The 20,141-nt window shown below is 40.9% G+C and carries 19 protein-coding genes and 1 tRNA gene; 3 read left to right on the top strand and 17 right to left on the bottom strand.

From position 1 onward, the window contains the following. Positions 1-22 precede the first annotated feature (22 nt). The 4 genes from G4407_RS07060 to G4407_RS07075 form a co-directional block, all read right to left on the bottom strand. The gene (locus tag G4407_RS07060) at positions 23-1,216 is read right to left on the bottom strand and encodes a BMP family lipoprotein (protein ID WP_173688276.1); all 1,194 of its coding nucleotides are present in this window, start codon (positions 1,214-1,216) and stop codon (positions 23-25) included. Between the two features lie 294 nt (positions 1,217-1,510). Next, positions 1,511-2,443, bottom strand: coding sequence for an AEC family transporter (locus tag G4407_RS07065; RefSeq protein WP_173688277.1), 933 nt, complete (start codon positions 2,441-2,443; stop codon positions 1,511-1,513). Between the two features lie 178 nt (positions 2,444-2,621). After that, the gene (locus tag G4407_RS07070; RefSeq protein ID WP_173688278.1) at positions 2,622-3,155 is read right to left on the bottom strand and encodes an anaerobic carbon-monoxide dehydrogenase catalytic subunit; all 534 of its coding nucleotides are present in this window, start codon (positions 3,153-3,155) and stop codon (positions 2,622-2,624) included. A gap of 165 nt (positions 3,156-3,320) precedes the next feature. Further along, positions 3,321-3,731 (bottom strand): peptide deformylase, encoded by a 411-nt coding sequence (locus G4407_RS07075; RefSeq protein ID WP_055247494.1) that lies wholly within the window; start codon positions 3,729-3,731, stop codon positions 3,321-3,323. Positions 3,732-3,895: 164 nt separating this feature from the next. Between G4407_RS07075 and G4407_RS07080 the strand changes: the two genes are divergently transcribed. Beyond that, positions 3,896-4,456 carry a DUF1653 domain-containing protein gene (locus G4407_RS07080; protein ID WP_173688279.1) on the top strand — a complete coding sequence of 187 codons (561 nt, stop codon included), beginning with the start codon at positions 3,896-3,898 and terminating at the stop codon, positions 4,454-4,456. 96 nt (positions 4,457-4,552) lie between these two features. Here G4407_RS07080 and G4407_RS07085 read toward each other — a convergent pair whose 3' ends face one another. The 5 genes from G4407_RS07085 to G4407_RS07105 form a co-directional block, all read right to left on the bottom strand. Further along, positions 4,553-5,452, bottom strand: a complete 900-nt coding sequence (locus tag G4407_RS07085) for a dihydrodipicolinate synthase family protein (protein ID WP_173688280.1) — start codon at positions 5,450-5,452, stop codon at positions 4,553-4,555. Between the two features lie 51 nt (positions 5,453-5,503). Then, entirely contained in the window at positions 5,504-6,391 is an 888-nt protein-coding gene (locus G4407_RS07090; RefSeq protein WP_243259163.1) for a fumarylacetoacetate hydrolase family protein, read from the bottom strand. A gap of 17 nt (positions 6,392-6,408) precedes the next feature. Next, entirely contained in the window at positions 6,409-7,581 is a 1,173-nt protein-coding gene (locus tag G4407_RS07095) for a UxaA family hydrolase (RefSeq protein ID WP_330586005.1), read from the bottom strand. Positions 7,582-7,615: 34 nt separating this feature from the next. Continuing rightward, positions 7,616-7,906 carry a UxaA family hydrolase gene (locus tag G4407_RS07100; RefSeq protein WP_243259162.1) on the bottom strand — a complete coding sequence of 97 codons (291 nt, stop codon included), beginning with the start codon at positions 7,904-7,906 and terminating at the stop codon, positions 7,616-7,618. A 95-nt stretch (positions 7,907-8,001) separates the two neighbouring features. Further along, positions 8,002-8,976, bottom strand: a complete 975-nt coding sequence (locus tag G4407_RS07105) for a 2-keto-3-deoxygluconate permease (RefSeq protein ID WP_173688282.1) — start codon at positions 8,974-8,976, stop codon at positions 8,002-8,004. Positions 8,977-9,258: 282 nt separating this feature from the next. On the opposite strand from G4407_RS07105, the gene G4407_RS07110 reads away from it, so the two are divergent. Next, positions 9,259-10,032, top strand: a complete 774-nt coding sequence (locus G4407_RS07110) for an IclR family transcriptional regulator (RefSeq protein ID WP_173688283.1) — start codon at positions 9,259-9,261, stop codon at positions 10,030-10,032. Positions 10,033-10,083: 51 nt separating this feature from the next. Here G4407_RS07110 and G4407_RS07115 read toward each other — a convergent pair whose 3' ends face one another. The 3 genes from G4407_RS07115 to G4407_RS07125 form a co-directional block, all read right to left on the bottom strand. Then, complete coding sequence (locus tag G4407_RS07115) at positions 10,084-11,481, bottom strand: alanine/glycine:cation symporter family protein (RefSeq protein WP_173688284.1); 1,398 nt, start codon at positions 11,479-11,481, stop codon at positions 10,084-10,086. Positions 11,482-11,638: 157 nt separating this feature from the next. Further along, positions 11,639-13,570 (bottom strand): diguanylate cyclase domain-containing protein, encoded by a 1,932-nt coding sequence (locus tag G4407_RS07120; RefSeq protein ID WP_173688285.1) that lies wholly within the window; start codon positions 13,568-13,570, stop codon positions 11,639-11,641. Between the two features lie 225 nt (positions 13,571-13,795). Then, positions 13,796-15,919, bottom strand: coding sequence for a CocE/NonD family hydrolase (locus G4407_RS07125; RefSeq protein ID WP_173688286.1), 2,124 nt, complete (start codon positions 15,917-15,919; stop codon positions 13,796-13,798). 258 nt (positions 15,920-16,177) lie between these two features. Between G4407_RS07125 and G4407_RS07130 the strand changes: the two genes are divergently transcribed. Continuing rightward, positions 16,178-17,278, top strand: a complete 1,101-nt coding sequence (locus G4407_RS07130) for an endonuclease/exonuclease/phosphatase family protein (RefSeq protein ID WP_173688287.1) — start codon at positions 16,178-16,180, stop codon at positions 17,276-17,278. Positions 17,279-17,352: 74 nt separating this feature from the next. Here the strand turns inward: G4407_RS07130 and G4407_RS07135 are convergent, their stop codons facing one another. From G4407_RS07135 to G4407_RS07155, 5 genes are all read right to left on the bottom strand, one after another. Continuing rightward, positions 17,353-17,598, bottom strand: a complete 246-nt coding sequence (locus tag G4407_RS07135; RefSeq protein WP_243259160.1) for a helix-turn-helix domain-containing protein — start codon at positions 17,596-17,598, stop codon at positions 17,353-17,355. 70 nt (positions 17,599-17,668) lie between these two features. Further along, positions 17,669-17,741 (bottom strand) — tRNA-Ile (locus tag G4407_RS07140). Between the two features lie 271 nt (positions 17,742-18,012). After that, complete coding sequence (locus tag G4407_RS07145) at positions 18,013-18,174, bottom strand: hypothetical protein (RefSeq protein ID WP_173688288.1); 162 nt, start codon at positions 18,172-18,174, stop codon at positions 18,013-18,015. A 154-nt stretch (positions 18,175-18,328) separates the two neighbouring features. Next, positions 18,329-19,084: a metallophosphoesterase family protein gene (locus G4407_RS07150; protein ID WP_173688289.1), complete on the bottom strand. Its 756-nt coding sequence runs from the start codon at positions 19,082-19,084 to the stop codon at positions 18,329-18,331. A 124-nt stretch (positions 19,085-19,208) separates the two neighbouring features. Continuing rightward, positions 19,209-20,063, bottom strand: a complete 855-nt coding sequence (locus G4407_RS07155) for a DegV family protein (RefSeq protein WP_173688290.1) — start codon at positions 20,061-20,063, stop codon at positions 19,209-19,211. Positions 20,064-20,141: the final 78 nt, after the last annotated feature.

The following is a 20,141-nucleotide window of genomic DNA, read 5'->3' on the forward strand; positions in this document are numbered from 1 at the left end:
TGCTTCCTTTCTGTCAAAACAACTATTTTACTGTAACATTCGGGCATTTAGAAGCATCGAATTCTTCTCCACTCTGTGCATCCGTTACTACAATTGTTCCATCTGAAATCTTGTCTTCTACATCTTTGATTTCAGCTTTGATTTCTTCCCATTTGTCTTTTCCGCTATCCTGTATATGTTTGCTGATTTCTGAAAGATCTGTAATAGAAGCCGCGCCTGATGCTAATGAATATGTCTGTGCGCGATCCATCTTATCAATCTTTCCATTTACTGCTTCTTTTACAATGTCATATACAGGTACTTCTGTATTTTTAATAACACTTGTCAGAACATATCCTGGCTGCTGATCATCTTTGTTAGCATCTACCTGAATTGCAAGCTTTCCTTCTTCTTTTGCCTTTGATGCAACACCATCACCTACAGAACCAGCTACTGAAAATACAATATTTGCTCCCTGATTATAATATGTTCCTGCTACTGTACTTCCTGTTGCAGAATCAGCAAATCCTGCATCATATTTTGCATAGTAATCATAATTTACACCCAGCTTTTCAGCTTCATAGTTGATACCTTCAATATATCCATAAGAGAATACTGTGATACCGTTTGAATTTGTTCCTCCGATAAATCCTACTGAACGTCCACCATCATCTGCCGGTGTAAAATTATAGTCATCTGTACCAAACAAAGTTTCTGCATTTTCATTTACCAATGTAGTAAGTGCACCTGCTACGAAAGATGCCTGATGTACATCAAACAGAACACTGATTACGTTATCATGGATTGTCTTTCCGTCTTTATCCTGGTTTGGATTATCATTTACACATACAAATGTTGTATCCGGATACATCTCTGCAATTGGCTGTGCTCCACCAGTCCCCTGAATCAGTGCTTCAAAATCATATTCCAGATTGAAAATTACATTGTATCCGTCATCAGCCAGTGATTCCAACGCCTGCGGTACACCTGTTGTAGGCTCGACAACCTTGTATTCAATTCCAAATTCATCGGCAGCTTTTTTTGCTCCTTCCACAGCAGACTGATTATATCCATTATCATTCTGTCCGGCAGCTGAACAAATAATTGCAACCTTTACATCGCTTCCCTCTTTTTTTTCCGCTTTTTTCTCAGATTTTCCTCCACATGCTGTCAAGCTTCCTGCTACCATTGTCATTGCAAGTAAGCATCCCAATGCTTGTACTACTCTTTTTTTCATTTTTCTTCCTCCTTCGTTATGATGTCATGTCGTCATGACCAGTTCCTTTTTCTTTAATATACAACTTGGTTTCAAAAATGTAAATACTATTATTTATTTTTGTCATATCCAACAATTTCATACTATATCTTTTGTGCATTTATAACAAAAACTCTCTTTCTTACTATTTCACATCATCTGTATAATATTTTCTTTATATCCATATAATCCTTCCCTAAAATCAAATATTTTTCCAATAAAAAAGAACATCCCCGCCTCCAGGAACATTCTTTTCTCCATTTATCTATTTTTTATTTACATCACCATCTGGAACACCAGCACCATCAGCGGCATCGTCACGATCGTCCCAAGTGTCGTCAGCACATTGATCGTGCTCGCATACCTGGAATCATTTCCATACACCTGACTCATCTGCGTAACTGTCGAAGCTGCCGGTGCAATGATCGCCAGAAATACGATCAGAAGGATCTTCTTCCCATCTGCATTCCATCCAACCAGTCCACTGATTTTCAGGATCAGAAGCGAAATAAACGGAATTCCGATCAGGCGCATAAATGCAATAAAATACGCCTTCTTATTCGTCAGAACCTTTCTGATATTCATTCCGCCCATCAGCATTCCGATTACAAACATACTTGCCGGTCCCACCATTGCCCCGACAGAACTTAACGTACCGGTTATGATTTCCGGCAGCCGGATCTTTGCAAAGAACAACACGATCGCTGCTATGATCGTAATGATATTGATATTGGTAAATATTTTCTTCAGGTTAAATCCTTTTTCATGGCTCAGTACATTTTTACAGTGTGTCCAGAAAAAGATGGTCTGAATCCCCATAAACACACATGCATAAAACACCCACTCTTCGCCAAGCATAAATGCCACAAGCGGTACGATCATATTTCCTGAATTGGAATAGTAAATGGACATGGTTTCCACTTCATTCAGATGCAGGACTTTTCCGATCAGATTCACAATCGGGAGCAGGATAAATAAAAGAAGCAGTGACGCGATGCATGCCAGCATAAGGCCGCTCACCTTTTCCGGGGTATAATCCACCTGAAATGCATTCAGAATCACACATGGCACGATCAGATATAATACCAGTGTTGACAGTACCTTACTGTCTTCATCCTTCAGAAATCCCATTTTGACTATCGCATAACCCATGAATATCATAATGAACAGCTTTGCGATCTGCTCCATCAGAAGTATACTCAGTTCCATTTTTGCCCTCTTTTCTTTCTCATCAAAAGAAGCGGATTGCCAGACGCAACCCGCTTCCCATTATTTCATTTCTTTTCTATCGGTTCATTTCTCGTCTGTCAGATTTTTCCATCCTTTAAACAATATCAAATCCCCTGTTCTCTGTCAAGAAATCTCATTTTTTCAGACTTTTCTCTTGCTACACCTGTCCAAGAAGCCTTCTGCACTTCTGGTTCATCTCGCCCAGTTCCTGCACAACCGGTAACAGATCCTCTTTACTCATTCCATAACTGATCATGCAGAGTGCCTTATAGAAAAATTCGTTCACTTCCGCATCTGTTTTCCCCATGACGACCGCCGGGAAAATGATAGCTGCCATCTCCCGGATTCCGAAAAGAATTGCAGTCTCCACGCCGCGCACATCTGTTTCGTGTTTCCAGATATTGCTCACATCATATTCGGAGGTATTGCCACACGGTGCTGCACAGACTGTGCAATCCGGTGCGACGGTATTTTTTTCTTCTCTTACTTTTTCGATCATCGCTTTTAAAGCTGCTGCCCCGGTGTTACTGTTCGTAATCGTATGCACAAGACCTTCGATGATAATCTCATCTGTGTTTTCTGTCTTTGGATTGTTACCACAGGATCTGGCAAGACCGATCAGCGCACCGGTTAGTTCATCCTGGAGTGCTAAAATCTCCTGTCCCTGCGAAATCGTCGCTGTATTACTCATATTTTCATTCCTCATACCTTCTTTTTTTGTATGGATAAGTATACGGTTTCTGGATTTTCATTTCTGTTGTAATAACAACATTATTCCGATTTATCTGTTCCAATCAGGACTTTCTTTCCACAAAATGCAAAACCATAATACCGTCTCTTTGATTTAGGTATTCCATCAAATAATAATTCCATTCAGATGATCGCACTCATGTTGAATAATCTGTGCCGTCCATCCACTGTATTTTTGTCTCTGCCGTTTAAAATTGATATCCTCGTATTCTACTTCAATTTCCTGATAACGCACACATTTTCTTACGCCATCCAGAGACAGGCATCCTTCTTCTGTCTCATACTTTCCGTTTCTCTTTACAATCTTCGGATTGAACATCGCAACATTCATAAATCCCATATTGACTGCAATGATCGCTTTATTTACCCCGATCATATTTGCTGCCATTCCCACACAGCCATCTTCGTGCGCTTTTAATGTATCCAGTAAATCAATTGCAACTGGAAAATCTCCTTTCGTTGCTTTCTCTGCCTTCTGGCGCAGAAAAAAGAGATCTCTCATAATTGGTTTTACCATTTTATCTTTCCCCTTTCCGTAGTACTAGTTACTGTTCACAGTACCTGTGGCCAGCAACTAGTACTTTCCAGTATACACGATTTTTCCCATTTTTAGGTTGGAAAAATTGGAAAATGCACATATAATTAGATTAGTTTTCAAATACAAACAGGAGTGTACTATCTATGGATAAGATTAAAATTATAAAAAAGAACGATGAATATTCTTCCGAATATCAGATCGGAGATACTTTTAAAATCGAAGGCACCTGGTATGGTGGTGTTCATATCATCGGCAAGACCGGCGCACCGGTTTCTCTTGATAAAGATGAGTATATTTATCTGGATGCAGATCCGGAAAATAAAATAGATTCTTCGTCTGTAATTTCCCACCCGGAATCGTCTGCCTCAACACAAACCAGTACGGTTATCCCAGAAGCACAGCCTGCTTCTACGCTTTCTGCCAATACCGAAAAAAATGACGCAGAACCCCTCCATGAAATCCATGTTGGCGATATCGTGCGCCATTTCAAAAGAGAATGGGTATCCGAAGAGAGCACCAAATATCTCTACAATGTACTGGCTTTCGCCGAGCATACTGAAACAGGCGAAAAGCTGGTTGTCTACCAGGCAATGTATGCACCATTCAAAATCTGTGCAAGACCATACGATATGTTTATGAGCGAAGTCGATCACCAAAAATATCCGGGGATCAGGCAGCACTGGCGTTTTGAAATAAATGAATAAATCATGATTAAATAAAAATGGAGAATCTCCCAGGCCCCGGCTGATACCGGAGCGGATGATTCTCCATTTCAGAATGTCTGCTTTGTTTGTTTCTTCTTATTTCAGGTTCTGATACTCCTCAATCACCTTATCCATCAAGCTTTCTGCTTTTTTATACACTTCTTCATCCATCTGATTGTATGGGAAAATTGCGCGTTCCGAAACTTCTACTCCTCTATGTTGCATTAGTTTTTTGAACAAGAGCGAGAAATTTGAATCCATGTCATAGAGTGGCATCAGTTCATGTGTCAGTGCTGATAACTTCATAACCCGGTCAAAGTCTTTTTCTTTCGTTGATTTTACAAGATCACTCCAAATTTCAGGAACGATATTAGAAAGTGCCCCGATACATCCTACGCCTCCGGATGTAAAATTATAAAGGAACTGATCATCAAATCCTGAGAACATCTCAAACTCATGTCCTTCTACTGCCAGCATCAGTTCATTTGTATGATTTGGCTCTGATACAGAATCCTTTAATCCTTTAATATTAGCATTATTTTCTACCAATTTTTTCAAAGTTTCCGGTGCAATAGAATGTCCACTTCTTGCCGGGAAATTATAAATATAAAGATTTCCTTTTACCGCCTTTGCAAGCGTATCATAATATACAAAAATCTTTTCCTGATCCAGTGCATAATAACATGGTCCGATAACCATTGCTCCTTCATAGCCCATTTCATTCACTTCATTTGACAACGCCACAGTATCTTCAAAATTAAGGCTTCCGGTTCCAGCATAAAGCTTTGTGCGCCCTGCAGTATAATCTGCATAGAATTTGAAGAAATCATGTTTCTCCTGTTTCGTAAGTCCTGTAAATTCACCGGACGATCCCAACACAAGAATTCCATCAACGCCTCCTTCAATCAGGAAATCAATTACCTTTTTATTCCCTTCATAATCCGGTTTTTCATTTTCATCAAAAACTGTAACAACTGGTGTAACGATTTTACACATATTTTTCTACCTCTCTTCCTATCTTTATCTTAATTCACTTTCTTGTAAAAATCAGACAATATAATTCGTCAGCTGACCAATCCGGTCTATCTCACATGTAACTTTATCACCTTTCTTCAGGAACCTTGGTGGCGTAAATCCCATTCCAACACCTGCTGGTGTACCGGTTGCAATAATGTCACCGACCTCCAGAGTAATTCCCTGGGATAATTCAGCAATCAGCCCTGGAACTTTTTTAATCAGATATTTGGTATTTGAATTCTGCCTGAGTTCACCATTCACATAACTCTTAATATCCAGTTCTAACGGCATCGGAAGCTCTGTACGGTCTACGATCACAGGTCCCATGATCGTATAATTATCCAGACTTTTTCCCATTAGCCACTGTCCATGTCTGGTCTGAAGATCTCTTGAAGAAAGATCATTAAATACGGAATATCCAAATACATATTCTTCTGCTTTTTCTTCCGTGATTCCTTTTCCTTCTTTTCCTATGATAACCGCTAATTCTGTTTCATAATCCACTTTTTCATCGATATCAAACCGTCCCTGGATCTCTTCATTTGCCCCAAGAATGCGGTTTGTTCTTTTTGCAAAATACACGGTACCGGATACTTCATCCGACACAGCTCCTGCCAGATGTTCTTTTGTCTCTTCCAGATGATCTGTGTAATTGACTCCGACACAGAGAATATCATGAACCGTATGTTCAATCGGTGTCAACATCTCCTGCTCTTCCATTCTATGTACCGATCCATCTGCAGCACAGATCATCTGTGCTGCTTTTTGCGGATCACCATTTACCATATGAACAAAATCTATCAACGTTTTCCCTTTTAATTCCGGGAATAATTCATCCAGAAAAAACACGGTTTCTTCCTTTTCGAAAGCTGCCAGATGAATTTCTCCATTTTTATCTTTTACTCTGGTATAGCGCAATTCTTTCACCCCATTTTTTACATATAGTTACAAACTCTCGCAATTGCCATTTCTGTATATCCAAGAGCTTCTGCTTTTGTCAGCTTGCCATCCGCAACTTCCTTGATTTCTTTCATCAGCTCATCACCAAGTTCTGTCATCGTCTTGGTTCCGTAAATATACGGGCTTGCATCAATATCAATATTATCGGACATATTTGCAAAAGTAACTTTATTACCGGTGATCTTAATTACCGGTGCAAGCGGATTTCCTGTCGGTGTACCACGTCCGGTAGAAAATACGACAATCTGACATCCACCGGCTACCATTGCCGCTACTGATGATGGGTCATTTCCCGGAGTATCCATAATAACAAGTCCCTGTTTTGGTTCTACCTGTTTTGCATAATCATATACTGCTGTTACTTCTGAATGACCACCTTTATGGATACATCCCAATGATTTTTCTTCCAATGTTGTAAGTCCTCCTTCTTTGTTTCCAGGAGAAGGATTTCCTTCACGGATATCATGTCCTACCAACTTAATCGCATGCTCATAGTCATGAACGATCTGGTAAATTCTGTCACTGATTTCTTTTGTCTTTCCACGTCGTGCCAGAATATGTTCTGCGCCAATAAATTCTGTTGTCTCAGAAAGAATCGAAGTACCTCCAAGTTCTACCATACGGTCACTCATCTCTCCGATCAGGACATTTGCTGCAAGTCCTGAAGTCGGATCCGAACCTCCACATTCAGTTCCAATAATCAGTTCAGAAAAATCAAATTCTTCTTTCTGCAGAAGAGAAGCTTCCTGTGCCATCTCTTTTGCTGCACGGACAGCTTTTTCTACTGTAGAAATCGTTCCTCCGTTTTCCTGGATAATGAAATGGCGGATTGGTTTATTCGTTCTCTCTTTAATTGCATCTAACACAAGATCCATCTGACAGTTTTCACATCCAAGTGATACAACGACCGTTCCATATACGTTCGGGTTTGCTGCATATCCTGCCATTACATCCATCGTGAACTGCTGATCTGACGGAACCTGGGAACATCCATTCTGGTTATTGAATGTAACTGCAGATTCTACCTGGGATGCGATAATTCTTGTTGTATCTGATGCACAGACACTTGCCGGTAAAATTAAAATTTTATTTCTGATTCCAACTCTTCCATCTGGTCTTCTATATCCCCAAAAAGTCATTTTTTCCATTTTAAAATTCCTCCTGTCTTCTTATATTCCGTATTTAAAGATTTTCTCTGTGATTCTGGACATTATGTACATGTACATGTTCGCCAACATGGATGTCACATGCTGCAAGACCAATGTGTTCTCCATATTTTACTACTTCCGTTCCTTTTAGCATTTCCTTGATTGCTACTTTATGGTACATTGGTACATCTGTAGCTGCTGTAATCTTCTGTACATCTCCGTTTCTGTCTCTCCAGATTATTTCATCTCCTGCATTAATCTTTTCAATTGCTACAACGACGGTATCTTTTTCATCAATAATTGCTGCGTTAACTGTTACTGCCATTTTACTCATCTCCTATTTTCATGTTTAAATGATGTTGTGGGCAAAAGATATTTTGACCCTGGTATCTTTAAATTAATATGTTACAATATATCTTGTTACTTCGCCGCTTCTGTTTTCTTCTCTTCCAGAGGGAATTTCGGGCAGCCATATTTATGTGCCCACCAGTTTGTGACGATCGGAACAAGAATTGCTGTGATAACTACGGATGCTGCAACCTGTGCTGTTGCCTGTGGTACATATGCTTCCAGACTCTTATCTGCAAGTCCTACAACTGCCGGAACTGCAACCGCATTACCTGCTGTTGTCGCTACTGCCCATCCGGCATAACCCGGTCGTTTTGAAATCTTCCGATCACATAATACAATAAATGCTCCACCAATAAAAGTAGTCATAAATCCAAGCAGAACTCCTGACGGTCCTCCCTTTATAACTGCGGAAAGATCAATTCCTGCTCCAAGTGTAAGTCCTACAAAAGGAATTAAAATCGGTCCTGCCGGTGCAAGGAAATCAGAAAATGATTTATCAAGATTTCCAAGGATCATACCAACAATGATCGGTGTAATTGCCGCAAGGATTGAAAGAATCGGAATATTTGCAAGTCCTGAAGCTCCCATTGCGACCAGTGTAAAAAATGGACCATCATTCAATGAGAGTAATGCCATTGCACCACAATCTACTTCATCACCATAAGACTGCATCAGGGAAAGATATACGGAACCATTGCTGTTTGTTACCGCACAGATAACTGCTAATGCAGATAATCCAAGAAATCCATTTGTACCGAACACTTTACCAACTACAATACCAATTACTGCTCCAGCCACAAATTTGGAAATCAGAAGAACCCCACCACGTTTGAATACACTTCCGATTTCATTAAATCTCAGCGTTGTTCCGAGACATACCAGCTGAATTCCCATCGCTGTTGCCGCACCTGCATTCGAAAAAGTTGCTGTTGTAAGTGAACCTACCTGAAGTACCGACGAACAAAACGTATTTAAAATTGCCCCAATCAAAAGCGGAACGATCATCATTCCAGCCGGCACTTTCTTCAAAAAGTTCATAATCATAGTTTTTTTGCCTCCTCTTTACCTTTTACTTTTCACTCGTTCGTATATACGCACTCCGTATGTATTTACATACTTCATATTTTTAAAATAGCACTTATGTATTTTATTGTCAATATATCATTAAATTAATTCATTATTTTTATCATTTTGCACAATTATTCTATATAATTTTCTACATATACGTCAAACAACTCTGGAATTCCATACAAATATCTGATATAATTTTTGTATACTTGATTGAAATTTAGATTATTTCAATGTTAATAAAGGAGATTTAAATCAATGGCAACAACTGAACACCGCCCTACTGAACGGGTGCTTGATATACTGGAGCTTCTTTCCAACTCTGAGGAAGGAATGACTCTTACCGAACTTGCCAAAGCACTGAATGCCCCAAAAAGTAGCATTATGCCGCTTGTTCATACGATGACTGCCCGGAATTTTATTTATATGCAAAAGGATACGCTTCGCTATCATATCGGAGTTGCTACATATTCTGTTGGTGTAGCCTATAATAACCGCAAGGCTTCTTTGCAATTCATTCAACAGGAGATGAATAATATTACTGCATTAAGTAACGAAACATGCCAACTTGGTATCCAATCTCGAAACATGGTACTTTATATTGCAAAAAAGGATTCACCTCAGCCAATCCGCCTGATGTCTTCCGTAGGAAAGCAGCTTCCTTTGTACTGTACTGGTTTGGGACGAGCACTTCTCGCTTATAAATCCGAAGAAGAAATTCGTAGCCTGTTTCCGGAAGTTCTCACTGCATATACACCACACACAATCGCTACCATAAATGATCTACTTAAAGAGCTAGAACTTACCCGTCAACGGGGATATGCCGTGGAACGTGAAGAAACAAATTTAATGGTAAATTGTATCGCCGTTTCGCTTGATTACAATAATGCACCAATCGCTGCTCTAAGTATATCCATCCCAACCTTCCGTATTTCCGAGTCTAAAGAAAAAGAAGCTGTCCAGATTCTTTGGGAAGCCAAACAGCGTATTGAGACACATTTTAAAATGTATGGCGTTGATTTTGGAAATTAAAAAATACCTGACAGAAAGCCGTCTCACTTTCTGTCAGGTATTTCTTTTCGTCTATGCGTTTTTTCCTTCCCCGGCAAAATATTCTTTCACAAGTTTTACCACAACTCCTGACAACAGGAATACTGCAATCAAGTTCGGGATTGCCATCAGTCCGTTAAATGTCTCTGCAATATTCCACATCAGCCCAAGATCCATCGTTGCTCCAACGATCGCAACCAGTGAATACAGCACCATAAACGGTTTGTTGACCTTTGTTCCAAATAAAAATTCAATACATCTGGTTCCGTAAAGCCCCCACCCGATAATAGTTGAAAATGCAAAACAGCACATCGCAACCGCGGTAAAGATCGATACCCAGTTCCCATATGTAGAAGTAAATCCAAGAATCGTAAGTTCCGCACCTGCTGCCTCACCGTATCCAACCGGGACTCCACTGCACAGGATCACTAGTGCCGTCAGAGTACAGATTACGATCGTATCTACAAATACTTCAAAGATTCCAAAGAATCCCTGTTTCACCGGTTTTTTTGTATCTGCACATGCATGTGCGATCGATCCGGTACCAAGCCCTGCCTCGTTGGAGAAAATTCCTCTGGATACTCCCTTTTTCATACTCATAAAGAAACTTCCTACAGCTCCACCAGTAACCGATGCCGGTGTAAATGCCCCTTCAAAAATGGAAACAAACACATGTGGAATATTCTTAAAGTTCAGCAGAACTACACCAACTGCAAGCAGAATATAGATTACCGCCATAAACGGTACCAACTTTTCCGTTACCTGTCCGATTCTCTTGATTCCACCGAGAAGGATCAGTGCGATCAACACCGCAAGCACAATTCCGATCACAAGATTGACCGTCTTTGCTGCATCGGTTCTGATCACCCCGTAATTGAATAATGCGGAATCAATTGCTGTCGTAATCGTATTGACCTGTGTCGCATTTCCAGTCCCGAATACCGTCAGCACACCGAATGCTGCAAACAAATATGCAAGCCAGTGCCAGTTTTTATTCAGACCATTCTTAATATAATACATTGGTCCGCCGACCAGATCCCCTTCTGCATTCTTTTCACGGAAATGTACGGCAAGTGTTACTTCTGAAAATTTAGTACACATTCCAAGAAGTGCAGATATCCACATCCAGAAGACTGCCCCCGGTCCTCCGATTGCGATTGCTCCTGCAACTCCTGCAATATTTCCGGTTCCGACCGTTGCCGCGAGTGCCGTACAGACTGCCTGAAATGGCGTCATCGCACCATCTGATGCATCCTTTTTCCGAAGCATGCGTCCGATCGTCACCTTCATAGCGTATGGAAATTTTCTGATCTGGATAAATCCGGTTCTGACACTGAGCAGAAGCCCTACCCCAATGATACAGAACATTGCCGGCACACCCCAGATAAAATTATTGACCACATTATTCACCGACTCAATTGTAGATAACATCCCTTATCGTCCTCCAGATTTGAAAGATTTTTTCATTGATCTTTCATTTTCTTATTTTTGGTATATAAAATGAATATTTCATTTATTATACACAATTCGTCAGGGAAATACAACTGATTTTTCATAGCGGACGTTTCTGCCGAACATTTCTTCTTTTTTATACTTCGTAATGCATTTCTTTTTTTATTTTATCCTGGATTTCCACAAGTACTTCCATCAAAAGCGGATTGAACGCTCCGCACTCTCCGTTCAGGATCATCTTCATTGCCTGCTCATGCGAATACGCATCTTTATATACACGCTTGCTCACCAGCGCATCATAAACATCTGCCACAGATACGACCTGTGCCGCAATTGGAATCTGTTCTCCGGTCAGACCATCCGGATAACCTTTACCATCATAACGCTCATGATGCCATCTGCAGATCTGGTACGCGATCTTGATCATCTTCTCATCCTTATAATGCTCCAGCTTATCCAGCATAGAAGCACCAATCAGCGTATGCTCTTTCATAGTCTCAAATTCTTCTTCAGTCAGCTTTCCAGGCTTATTCAGAATCGACTCGTCAATTCCAACCTTACCGATATCATGAAACGCGGATGCTGTCGAAATCAGATAGCAGTCATCCGGCGTCAGATTATATGCATCCGTATTCTCAACAAGTCTTTCCAGAAGAAGTCTCGTCAATGTATTGATGTGGACAACATGAAGGCCGCTCTCTCCATTACGAAATTCCATAATCTGACTCAGGACTTCCACCATCATCTGATTGTTCTTTTCCTTTTCATGCATCTGATCGGATACCATGGAAATCAGCCTTCTCTGTTTTGCATACAGCTTGATCGTATTAAATACACGCTGGTATACAACCTTGCTGTCAAAAGGTCTGCTGATATAATCGGATACTCCAAACTTGAACGCTTTCCGGATATAGTTCTCAGATTCCTCGCTGGATATCATAATTACCGGCACATCTTCAATCCAGTGATTCCGGTTCATATACATCAGAATTTCAAAGCCGTCCATAACCGGCATCACGATGTCGAGCAGTACCAGTGATATCTCTTTCCCGTATTGTTCTATCAGCGAAACGCATTCCTGTCCGTTCGTCGCTTCAATGATCTCAAAATCATCTTTCAGCATCTCACAGAGAATCGCACGGTTCATCTCCGAATCATCGACAACCAGGATCCGCTGTTTAATCTGGATCTGCTTCTCGTACTGCTCTCTTTTATCTTTCTGTGTAACCACTTTATTCTTCGTAGCCTTCGCCTGATACATCAGCTTGTCCGCTCTGTTCACGGCTTCCTCAATACAGTTTCCTTCCGTCAGCACACCACCTGCACTGATCGAAAGCCGCAAATTCGGGTATCCCGGAACATTTGCATTATAGATACGCTCCTGTATCAATTGCAGTTTCTGGCTAAAAATTTCTTCCGTAACTTCCGGCATCACAAGAAGGAATTCATCCCCGCCAAAACGGATCAGTTTATCCGTCTTACGGATATTTTTCAGAATAATATCTACAACAGTATAGAGCGCCATGTCCCCTGCCTGATGTCCATAGATATCATTATGCAGTTTAAAATCATCCAGATCGATCAGTGCAACCCCGGCATTTTTCTTCTTGTTCTTCATCTCATCCTCGTAATACCGCCGGTTGTATGCATCTGTCACTGCATCTCTGTATAACCTGTCATTGTAATGTACAAATATATCTATCAAACGCTCATGATTGATCTCTCCAATCGACCAGTCACTATCCAGGCAACGGATCAGCTCAAGCACATATGGCTTCTCATCCACTTCTATATAACGTGCGATCACCTGATAAATCCTGCCATTTACAATCTCCAGCTTTCCTTTTTCTTCTTTCGTGGTCGCTGCACGCATCACTACACAGTTATCACAGGGTGTTTCCCGTTTCCAGTAATGATAGCATCTCTGCCCCTCGTTGATTTTTCTCCATTCTTCATCGATATCGGATATATTTCCAATTGGAAAAAGACGGATCTCCTGAAAGATCTTCCGAAAATGTCGGATTTCTTCTTCTAATTGTCCTTTTGTCATTCGTTCTTCCGCGTTCATGTCTTTTTCTCCAGACTTCTACTACGCAGTTTCCTGCTATTTCCATTTCTAATTATTTTACAATATTTACCAAAAAATAAAAAGAATTATCCCGATATATCTTAAAAAATTTTTCCGAAGCATAGGATAACATCTGCATTACTGTAAAAAAAGGATCACCAAAACCTGTTTCCAGGAATTGGTAATCCTTCATGAAATACTTATATAACTATCTTTTTATGTAATTTATTTTCTCGTCATCACACGATCTTCTACCGCTGCAGTCATCGGAACTTCCGCTTTCACTGATGCGTTCTCGATTTCCACAGAATAGGTCTTGTGGATCAGACAGTTGATCGGATCTTCTGTCGTGATGACCAGTGCCAGACTATGTCCAGGCTCTACCGTATATCTTGTCGCATTCAGATAAATATGGTAATCATGGTATTCACCATTTTTCAGTTCGATACTGTTCTGCGCTGTCTCCGGTTCATATCCTGCTTCCGGATTGCACAGATCTGCAAATGCCCGTGTGATCACACGGTATTTCTTATGTACAGTAGCAAACTCCGCTTCATTCCATGCCGGGACCTCTCCTCCGCTGATAATTCCGCCTTCTTTTACCACATTGACCGGAATTGTATTTCTCTGCGGATCTACAGACTGAATGCTGTCAAATTCTTCATCGCATACGTCACAAAGAAGAAGAGTAAGCTTCACATCATCCATACGTCCTGACATTTCATGCATTCCAAGCTTCATCGTCAGAGTATCTGCATCATTACTGTTTACCGGATTGAAATCTGCTTCTGCATCTCCATCTTTTAACGCTGCTCTTAATCTTACACAGGTTGTTCCCTGTAACGTCACTGCCTCTTTAAACGGATCCGTCACATAACGCTGTGCCATATTACTTGATCTCACACCCATCACATCATCGAAGTTCTCTGCACTGACACCCGCTGCTTCCCAGTCTGTATCGATTACAGTTGTTCCCTGTTCTTCGCATGTAAGATTCATCTTATATGCTGTCTCCCAGGAATCTGCTGTCTCCCATTTTCTCTGGTCATAGTTCATCTGCACCAGGATTGCCGGTCTGTTCTCTGCACCATTTTCAACTCCGTATAAATAATGAGAAATCCATTCATTGATAATATCATCATAGAATTTACCATCCACAAGGATTCCATATCGTTTCGGCATAGTTGGTGTGATATGTGCACCCTGATGAAGGATTGCTTTTACATTCTTTCCTGCCTTCTGGAAAGATTTGTACATCATCTCATACTGCTTGGTAGACACGTTCTCGTCATTCAGTCCCTGTACGATAAGCGCACTGCATTTGATCCGGTCTGCATGAAGGCGATAATTTCCCATACCCCAGAATTCCGGATTATAGTCAAATCCACCCTTGATCTGCTGAAGGCTCATCTCATGATGGAATGCTCCCATATCATCCCGCTGCTTCTCGGTTAATGTCTCATCATTGTAACGGCTGGAACAAAAATAAGCAAGGAAGCTGTTCAGCATTTCTTTCGGCCAGTACCGCTGTGCGCCCTGCATGTTCTGCTGGCTGTACCAGTCCGCGATTCCTGCGATCGGTACGATTGTCTCCAGTCCTTCTACTCCTGTTGTTGCCACTGCAAACGGCATGGTTCCGGCGTAAGATCTTCCTGTCATGGCAACTTTTCCGTTGGACCAGTCTGCCTTTGTCTCAACCGTTCCTTCGCGGTCTGCATATCCGATGCGGTCTCCATGCAGCCATTCTACAATTGCTTTGAAAGCGTCTCTTTCATAGTCTGAACCAACATAGTTGAATCCGTCAGATCCTTTTGAACCAAATCCTGCACTTAAAACAACTGCAAATCCACGTACAAGATAATAATCAAAGGTGTCGATATTTTCAAAGACCATAACGTTATTATTTCCTTTATCCGGATAATACCAGTCTGCCGGATCTGCTTTTAAAGAAAGATCCATTGCACTGATGCATCCCTGCGGAACATGCGCATCCACTTTTTTGTCAAGATCTGCAAAATTAACCGGATGATATTCTTTTTCTGCCACTTCTTTCATATGCGGATATCCATCTTGCTGGACTCCCGCCGCATATGGACGTGCCTCATATAAAGTTGCAGCCTTATAATTCCCCTCTACTGCACTTCTTGGTACCTGGACAACAGCTTTCACAAGATCTCTTTTTCCATCTCCGTCCACATCGTAATCTGTTTCCACATAAACACAATATCTTACGATACTGGATGTTGCCGGATCATACTTTTCTCCTGTCTTTCCATCTGTAAGTGGAAATACCGGCTGTGCAAGTCCATTCTCAAATACTGGTACTTTGCTGTAATTTTTTTCGTTCATGGTAAACCTCCCAATCATTAAATAAATACTTGGATCTAATCACATATTATTTCCCCAATATTATTGTGATTTCATTTCTCCATTTCCTATTATAACGAGATGTAAGAAGAACTTCAATTAGATTTTTCGCTTTATTCTATAGGTTACCATGCCTGTTTTCTTTTCTCAATCCTATAGAAATAATCTTTTAGACATGCTATAGTAAACTTAGATTTTACATAGATTTATCTGTAACTTAACAAATGAAAAGGGGATATTATGAAAAAGAACATAAAAAAGATATTAAAAGTTCTCGGAATCTTCCTGCTTATCATTCTGGTTGCGCTGATTGCATATCTGATCTATCTCTTTGCAAGCTATCACCGCATTCCGGATAATCAGGCTTTGAAGATCGAGAAAACTTCCGGTGGAACAGCCGCAGCTGACACACTGACAACCGAGAAAGAATATTCCGCTCTGACCTACAATGTTGGTTTCGGAGCCTACACGCCGGACTTCAGCTTCTTTATGGACGGTGGGAAATCTTCCTGGGCAAAAAGTAAGGAGAGTGTCGAATCTGATATTCAGGGTGCCGGAGAACTGGTTGCTTCCAAAGATCCGGATTTCGCACTGATCCAGGAAGTTGATCTGAACTCTACAAGAAGCTACCATGTAGATGAATATTCGATTTTAAAGGATACGATTCCAAGTTACAATACGGTATTTGCACAGAATTACGATTCCGCATTCCTTTTTTATCCATTCACACAACCGCATGGCCGCAGCCGTTCCGGACTTGCTCTTTTCTCCAAATATCCGGTTACGGATTCTCTGAGAAGAAGCTTTCCGATATCGACAAGCTTCAGCAAGTTCTTTGACCTTGACCGCTGTTACAGCATTTCCAGAGTCCCTGTAGATAACGGAAAGGAGCTGGTTATCTTCCTGCTGCACATGTCTGCTTACGGCAACAGTGATGCGATTCGCGAAGGACAGATCCGTATGCTGAGTGCCGATATGGAAAAGGAATACGAAGCCGGTAATTATGTACTTTGCGGTGGTGATTTCAACCATGACCTGAAGGCATCCGAAAAAGATGCAGAAAATTGTGAGTCCTGGGCTTATCCATTCCCACGTGAAGAACTTCCGGAACACTTTTCATTCTGCCTGGACAATCTTTCTGCCAGTGAAAAGGATGCTCTCTGGGACAGTGCACGGAATGCAGATATGGAATATGTACCTGGTGTGACCTACACGGTAACGCTGGACGGATTTATTACTTCCGATAATATTGAATGCACAGAATATGAAAATATAAATACCGGATATAGCTACTCGGATCATGATCCGGTGTATATGAAATTCAAATTATTGAATAAATAATGCATAAAAAAACTGATTTTGAAGATATCATAAATGTCATATCTTTAAAATCAGTTTTCTTTTATTCGTTCCACTTATGCACTTAGGGGGATATCATCCTGACTGGTCACAACAATCTCATCCATTGTAACTCCAAATACTGCCGCCAGTACAACCAGATTGTCAATTGTCGGAATGGCTGTTCCATGCTGCCACTTGTACACTGCCTGCGGTGTGGTAAAGCCAAAAATTTCAGCAAGATCTCTTACAGACAATCCTGACTCCTTTCTCAGTCTTGTAATGTTCTTTCCTGTAGCCACCATATCAATCGTTAGTCTCATAGTCTTTTTCCTCCTGTTCTACTTCATCATAATCTTTCTTACTCTCATTACTTTTCTACTTTGTGGGAAATACAAGGAGGAGGAATCGAACCTCCGGCTGCCGCTTTATAAGAACGGTCCCATCACCACTTGGGTATCCTTGTAAATAAAAAGAATGTGCCTTGGCACATTCTCGCGCCGAGCGCGTTGCTGAGCGCCAGTGACGCTCGTTAAGCAACGACCGAAGCGGAGCGTAGACCGCTTGCGACATTCTTCATCTTCGTGCGAGTGCGCATCTCCGGCACGTAGTGCCTTTAATTTCATAGGAAGTTCCTTCGGAATTCCCTGTGAAATTAAAAATACCGCTTACCTGTCTGATTCAAGGTAAGCGGTATGCTAAAAAACATGTTGATCTATCATGCCTGCTTTTCTATACTAGGTATAAGTTTCGCCGGCAATTTCAATCACACAATTCTCTCGTATTGGCTTTCCCTTAAATAAACGTACACAATTAAAGCTCTCTTCAACTTTTGATATGAAAAGTGCTGATGCTGTCAATTTTATAGTTAAATCCAATATACGATTCATTGTTGTCATGTCTTTTCCTTCCCCGGTCGTCTGATTCTCTTCATCTGACTCCGATTTTTCTTTCTGGAATATAATATACCATATCTGGATAAAAATGTCATTATACCTGTAGTATAAAACATGCCTTGATAATTTTAAAACTTTACCACTGTGAATCCGCTTGTTATGCAATCTGAATGATCTGTTCATAGATCATGATTTCCTCTGCTGTAACATTACGGTTGTCATGATAATGTCCGAAAAACCATTTCTTAAAATGTACATTCTGTCGTATTTCTTCAAAGTAGGCAGATAACTGGTCCGGTTTAAACAGTCCGCCACTGAACAAGGCAAGCGTACTGGATGCACAACAGTGTGAAACAATAAAATCTACTGTATTATCATACTCCAGCAGATTTCTTCGGCCTTCTTTCATCTCCTCTTCTGACGGCATCTCTTCTTTCCACCAGTTCAGGTGATTGACACGGTATAATTTCCACTCTCTGTCAAACTGCCTTTTCTTTACTTTGTAAAACGGATCATCCAGTTCGAGAATTCCATCATCAATATCATGGCTTCTTGCTCCTCCAAACGAAAAAATCCTTTTTCCATCTATATTAAAAACCTGTCCCCTCATAAGGTGAAGCACAGACGGACGAATCCTGTGAACCTTACCGCCCTTCCATTCTTCCACCGGATATGCATACAATCGGTCAAAATTCTCATGATTTCCATCCACAAACAGTGTTGTAAAAGGTTTGCAGTCCAGCCAGTCCATAAGCATCATTTCTTCCCTGTCCGGTTCGTCTTTCATCCATACGCCTCCGAAGTCACCACAAACGATTACATAATCATCCTTCGTCATCTCTTTCTGTTCTGGAAAACATCTGGTATTAAACCGCTCATAATTCCTGTGGCAGTCACCAGTTATATAAATCATCGCTTTACCCCCTTTTCTTCTTATATCTGTTTTGTCAAATCAAGCCGCAGCTTACGCCACGGCTTTTGCTTTCATCTATTATAAAATTTTTCAATCCGTCTGTCATTGAACCTGTAGTATAATTTTACTTCTCTATATATAAAACGCCAAGCGTTCCCGGTCCACAGTGACTGGATACCACACATCCTGCCCGTGTCACAAGGATTTCCTCAAATACCTGCAGTCCTTCCAGATATTCTATGACACTCTGAACAATCTGCTGATCACAACCCGAATGTGTGATAAACACACGATCCGGTTTTGCTCCTTTCAATCCTTCTTCCATATCTTTTACATAAGACATGATCACTGATTTCATCTTGCCACGATATTTTTTCGATGCATCCATCACTCCATCTGTCACCACGATCTTCGGATGCAGTTTCAGAACACTCCCTGCCAGAACCGCAGCCGCACTGCATCTTCCGCCGCGTCCCAGATAAACCAGTGTGTCTGTCACAAAACCTGCCCTTACCTGCGGTCTTAATTTCTCAATCTCCACCGTAATCTCTGCTGCTGTCTTCCCCTCATCGGCAAGGATCGCTCCCTCTATTACAAGATGACCAATTCCGGTAGACAGATTTTTTGAATCAATTACTGTCACCTTACTCTCTGCTTCCAGTTCTTCTGCTGCAAGACGCATTACGTTTCCTGAACTGGACATACTTTCCGATATACAAAAGCATACAATCTCTCTTCCTTCCTCAAGATATGGCCGCATGAGTTCTACCGCTTCTATCATAGACGGAGCAGAAGTTTTGGGTGTTGTTTTATTTTTATCCGACCACTTATAAATTTCCTCCGGCGTGATATCTACTCCATCCGTATATTCTTTATCCCCGAGTACGATATGCAATGGCAAAATTGAAATATCATACTTCTCTAACAACTCTTTTGACAAATCACAAGTACTGTCTGAAATAATTTTTACTTTTTTCATATCCGTCCTCTGCCTTTCATTTACCTTATTACTGATTATTGCCATCATTATAACGCTTTTTTCGTTTTTATGGGATAA

The organism is Allocoprococcus comes, from assembly GCF_013300725.1.
GTDB classification, from domain to species: domain Bacteria; phylum Bacillota; class Clostridia; order Lachnospirales; family Lachnospiraceae; genus Allocoprococcus; species Allocoprococcus comes_A.

Excerpts from the sequence above, each read along its gene's own strand:
- G4407_RS07060 (WP_173688276.1), bottom strand. The coding sequence starts at position 1,216 with ATGAAAAAAAGAGTAGTACAAGCATTGGGATGCTTACTTGCAATGACA.
- G4407_RS07065 (WP_173688277.1), bottom strand. The coding sequence starts at position 2,443 with ATGGAACTGAGTATACTTCTGATGGAGCAGATCGCAAAGCTGTTCATT.
- G4407_RS07070 (WP_173688278.1), bottom strand. The coding sequence starts at position 3,155 with ATGAGTAATACAGCGACGATTTCGCAGGGACAGGAGATTTTAGCACTC.
- G4407_RS07075 (WP_055247494.1), bottom strand. The coding sequence starts at position 3,731 with ATGGTAAAACCAATTATGAGAGATCTCTTTTTTCTGCGCCAGAAGGCA.
- G4407_RS07080 (WP_173688279.1), top strand. The coding sequence starts at position 3,896 with ATGGATAAGATTAAAATTATAAAAAAGAACGATGAATATTCTTCCGAA.
- G4407_RS07085 (WP_173688280.1), bottom strand. The coding sequence starts at position 5,452 with ATGTGTAAAATCGTTACACCAGTTGTTACAGTTTTTGATGAAAATGAA.
- G4407_RS07095 (WP_330586005.1), bottom strand. The coding sequence starts at position 7,581 with ATGGAAAAAATGACTTTTTGGGGATATAGAAGACCAGATGGAAGAGTT.
- G4407_RS07100 (WP_243259162.1), bottom strand. The coding sequence starts at position 7,906 with ATGGCAGTAACAGTTAACGCAGCAATTATTGATGAAAAAGATACCGTC.
- G4407_RS07105 (WP_173688282.1), bottom strand. The coding sequence starts at position 8,976 with ATGATTATGAACTTTTTGAAGAAAGTGCCGGCTGGAATGATGATCGTT.
- G4407_RS07110 (WP_173688283.1), top strand. The coding sequence starts at position 9,259 with ATGGCAACAACTGAACACCGCCCTACTGAACGGGTGCTTGATATACTG.
- G4407_RS07115 (WP_173688284.1), bottom strand. The coding sequence starts at position 11,481 with ATGTTATCTACAATTGAGTCGGTGAATAATGTGGTCAATAATTTTATC.
- G4407_RS07120 (WP_173688285.1), bottom strand. The coding sequence starts at position 13,570 with ATGAACGCGGAAGAACGAATGACAAAAGGACAATTAGAAGAAGAAATC.
- G4407_RS07125 (WP_173688286.1), bottom strand. The coding sequence starts at position 15,919 with ATGAACGAAAAAAATTACAGCAAAGTACCAGTATTTGAGAATGGACTT.
- G4407_RS07130 (WP_173688287.1), top strand. The coding sequence starts at position 16,178 with ATGAAAAAGAACATAAAAAAGATATTAAAAGTTCTCGGAATCTTCCTG.
- G4407_RS07135 (WP_243259160.1), bottom strand. The coding sequence starts at position 17,598 with ATGAGACTAACGATTGATATGGTGGCTACAGGAAAGAACATTACAAGA.
- G4407_RS07145 (WP_173688288.1), bottom strand. The coding sequence starts at position 18,174 with ATGACAACAATGAATCGTATATTGGATTTAACTATAAAATTGACAGCA.
- G4407_RS07150 (WP_173688289.1), bottom strand. The coding sequence starts at position 19,084 with ATGATTTATATAACTGGTGACTGCCACAGGAATTATGAGCGGTTTAAT.
- G4407_RS07155 (WP_173688290.1), bottom strand. The coding sequence starts at position 20,063 with ATGAAAAAAGTAAAAATTATTTCAGACAGTACTTGTGATTTGTCAAAA.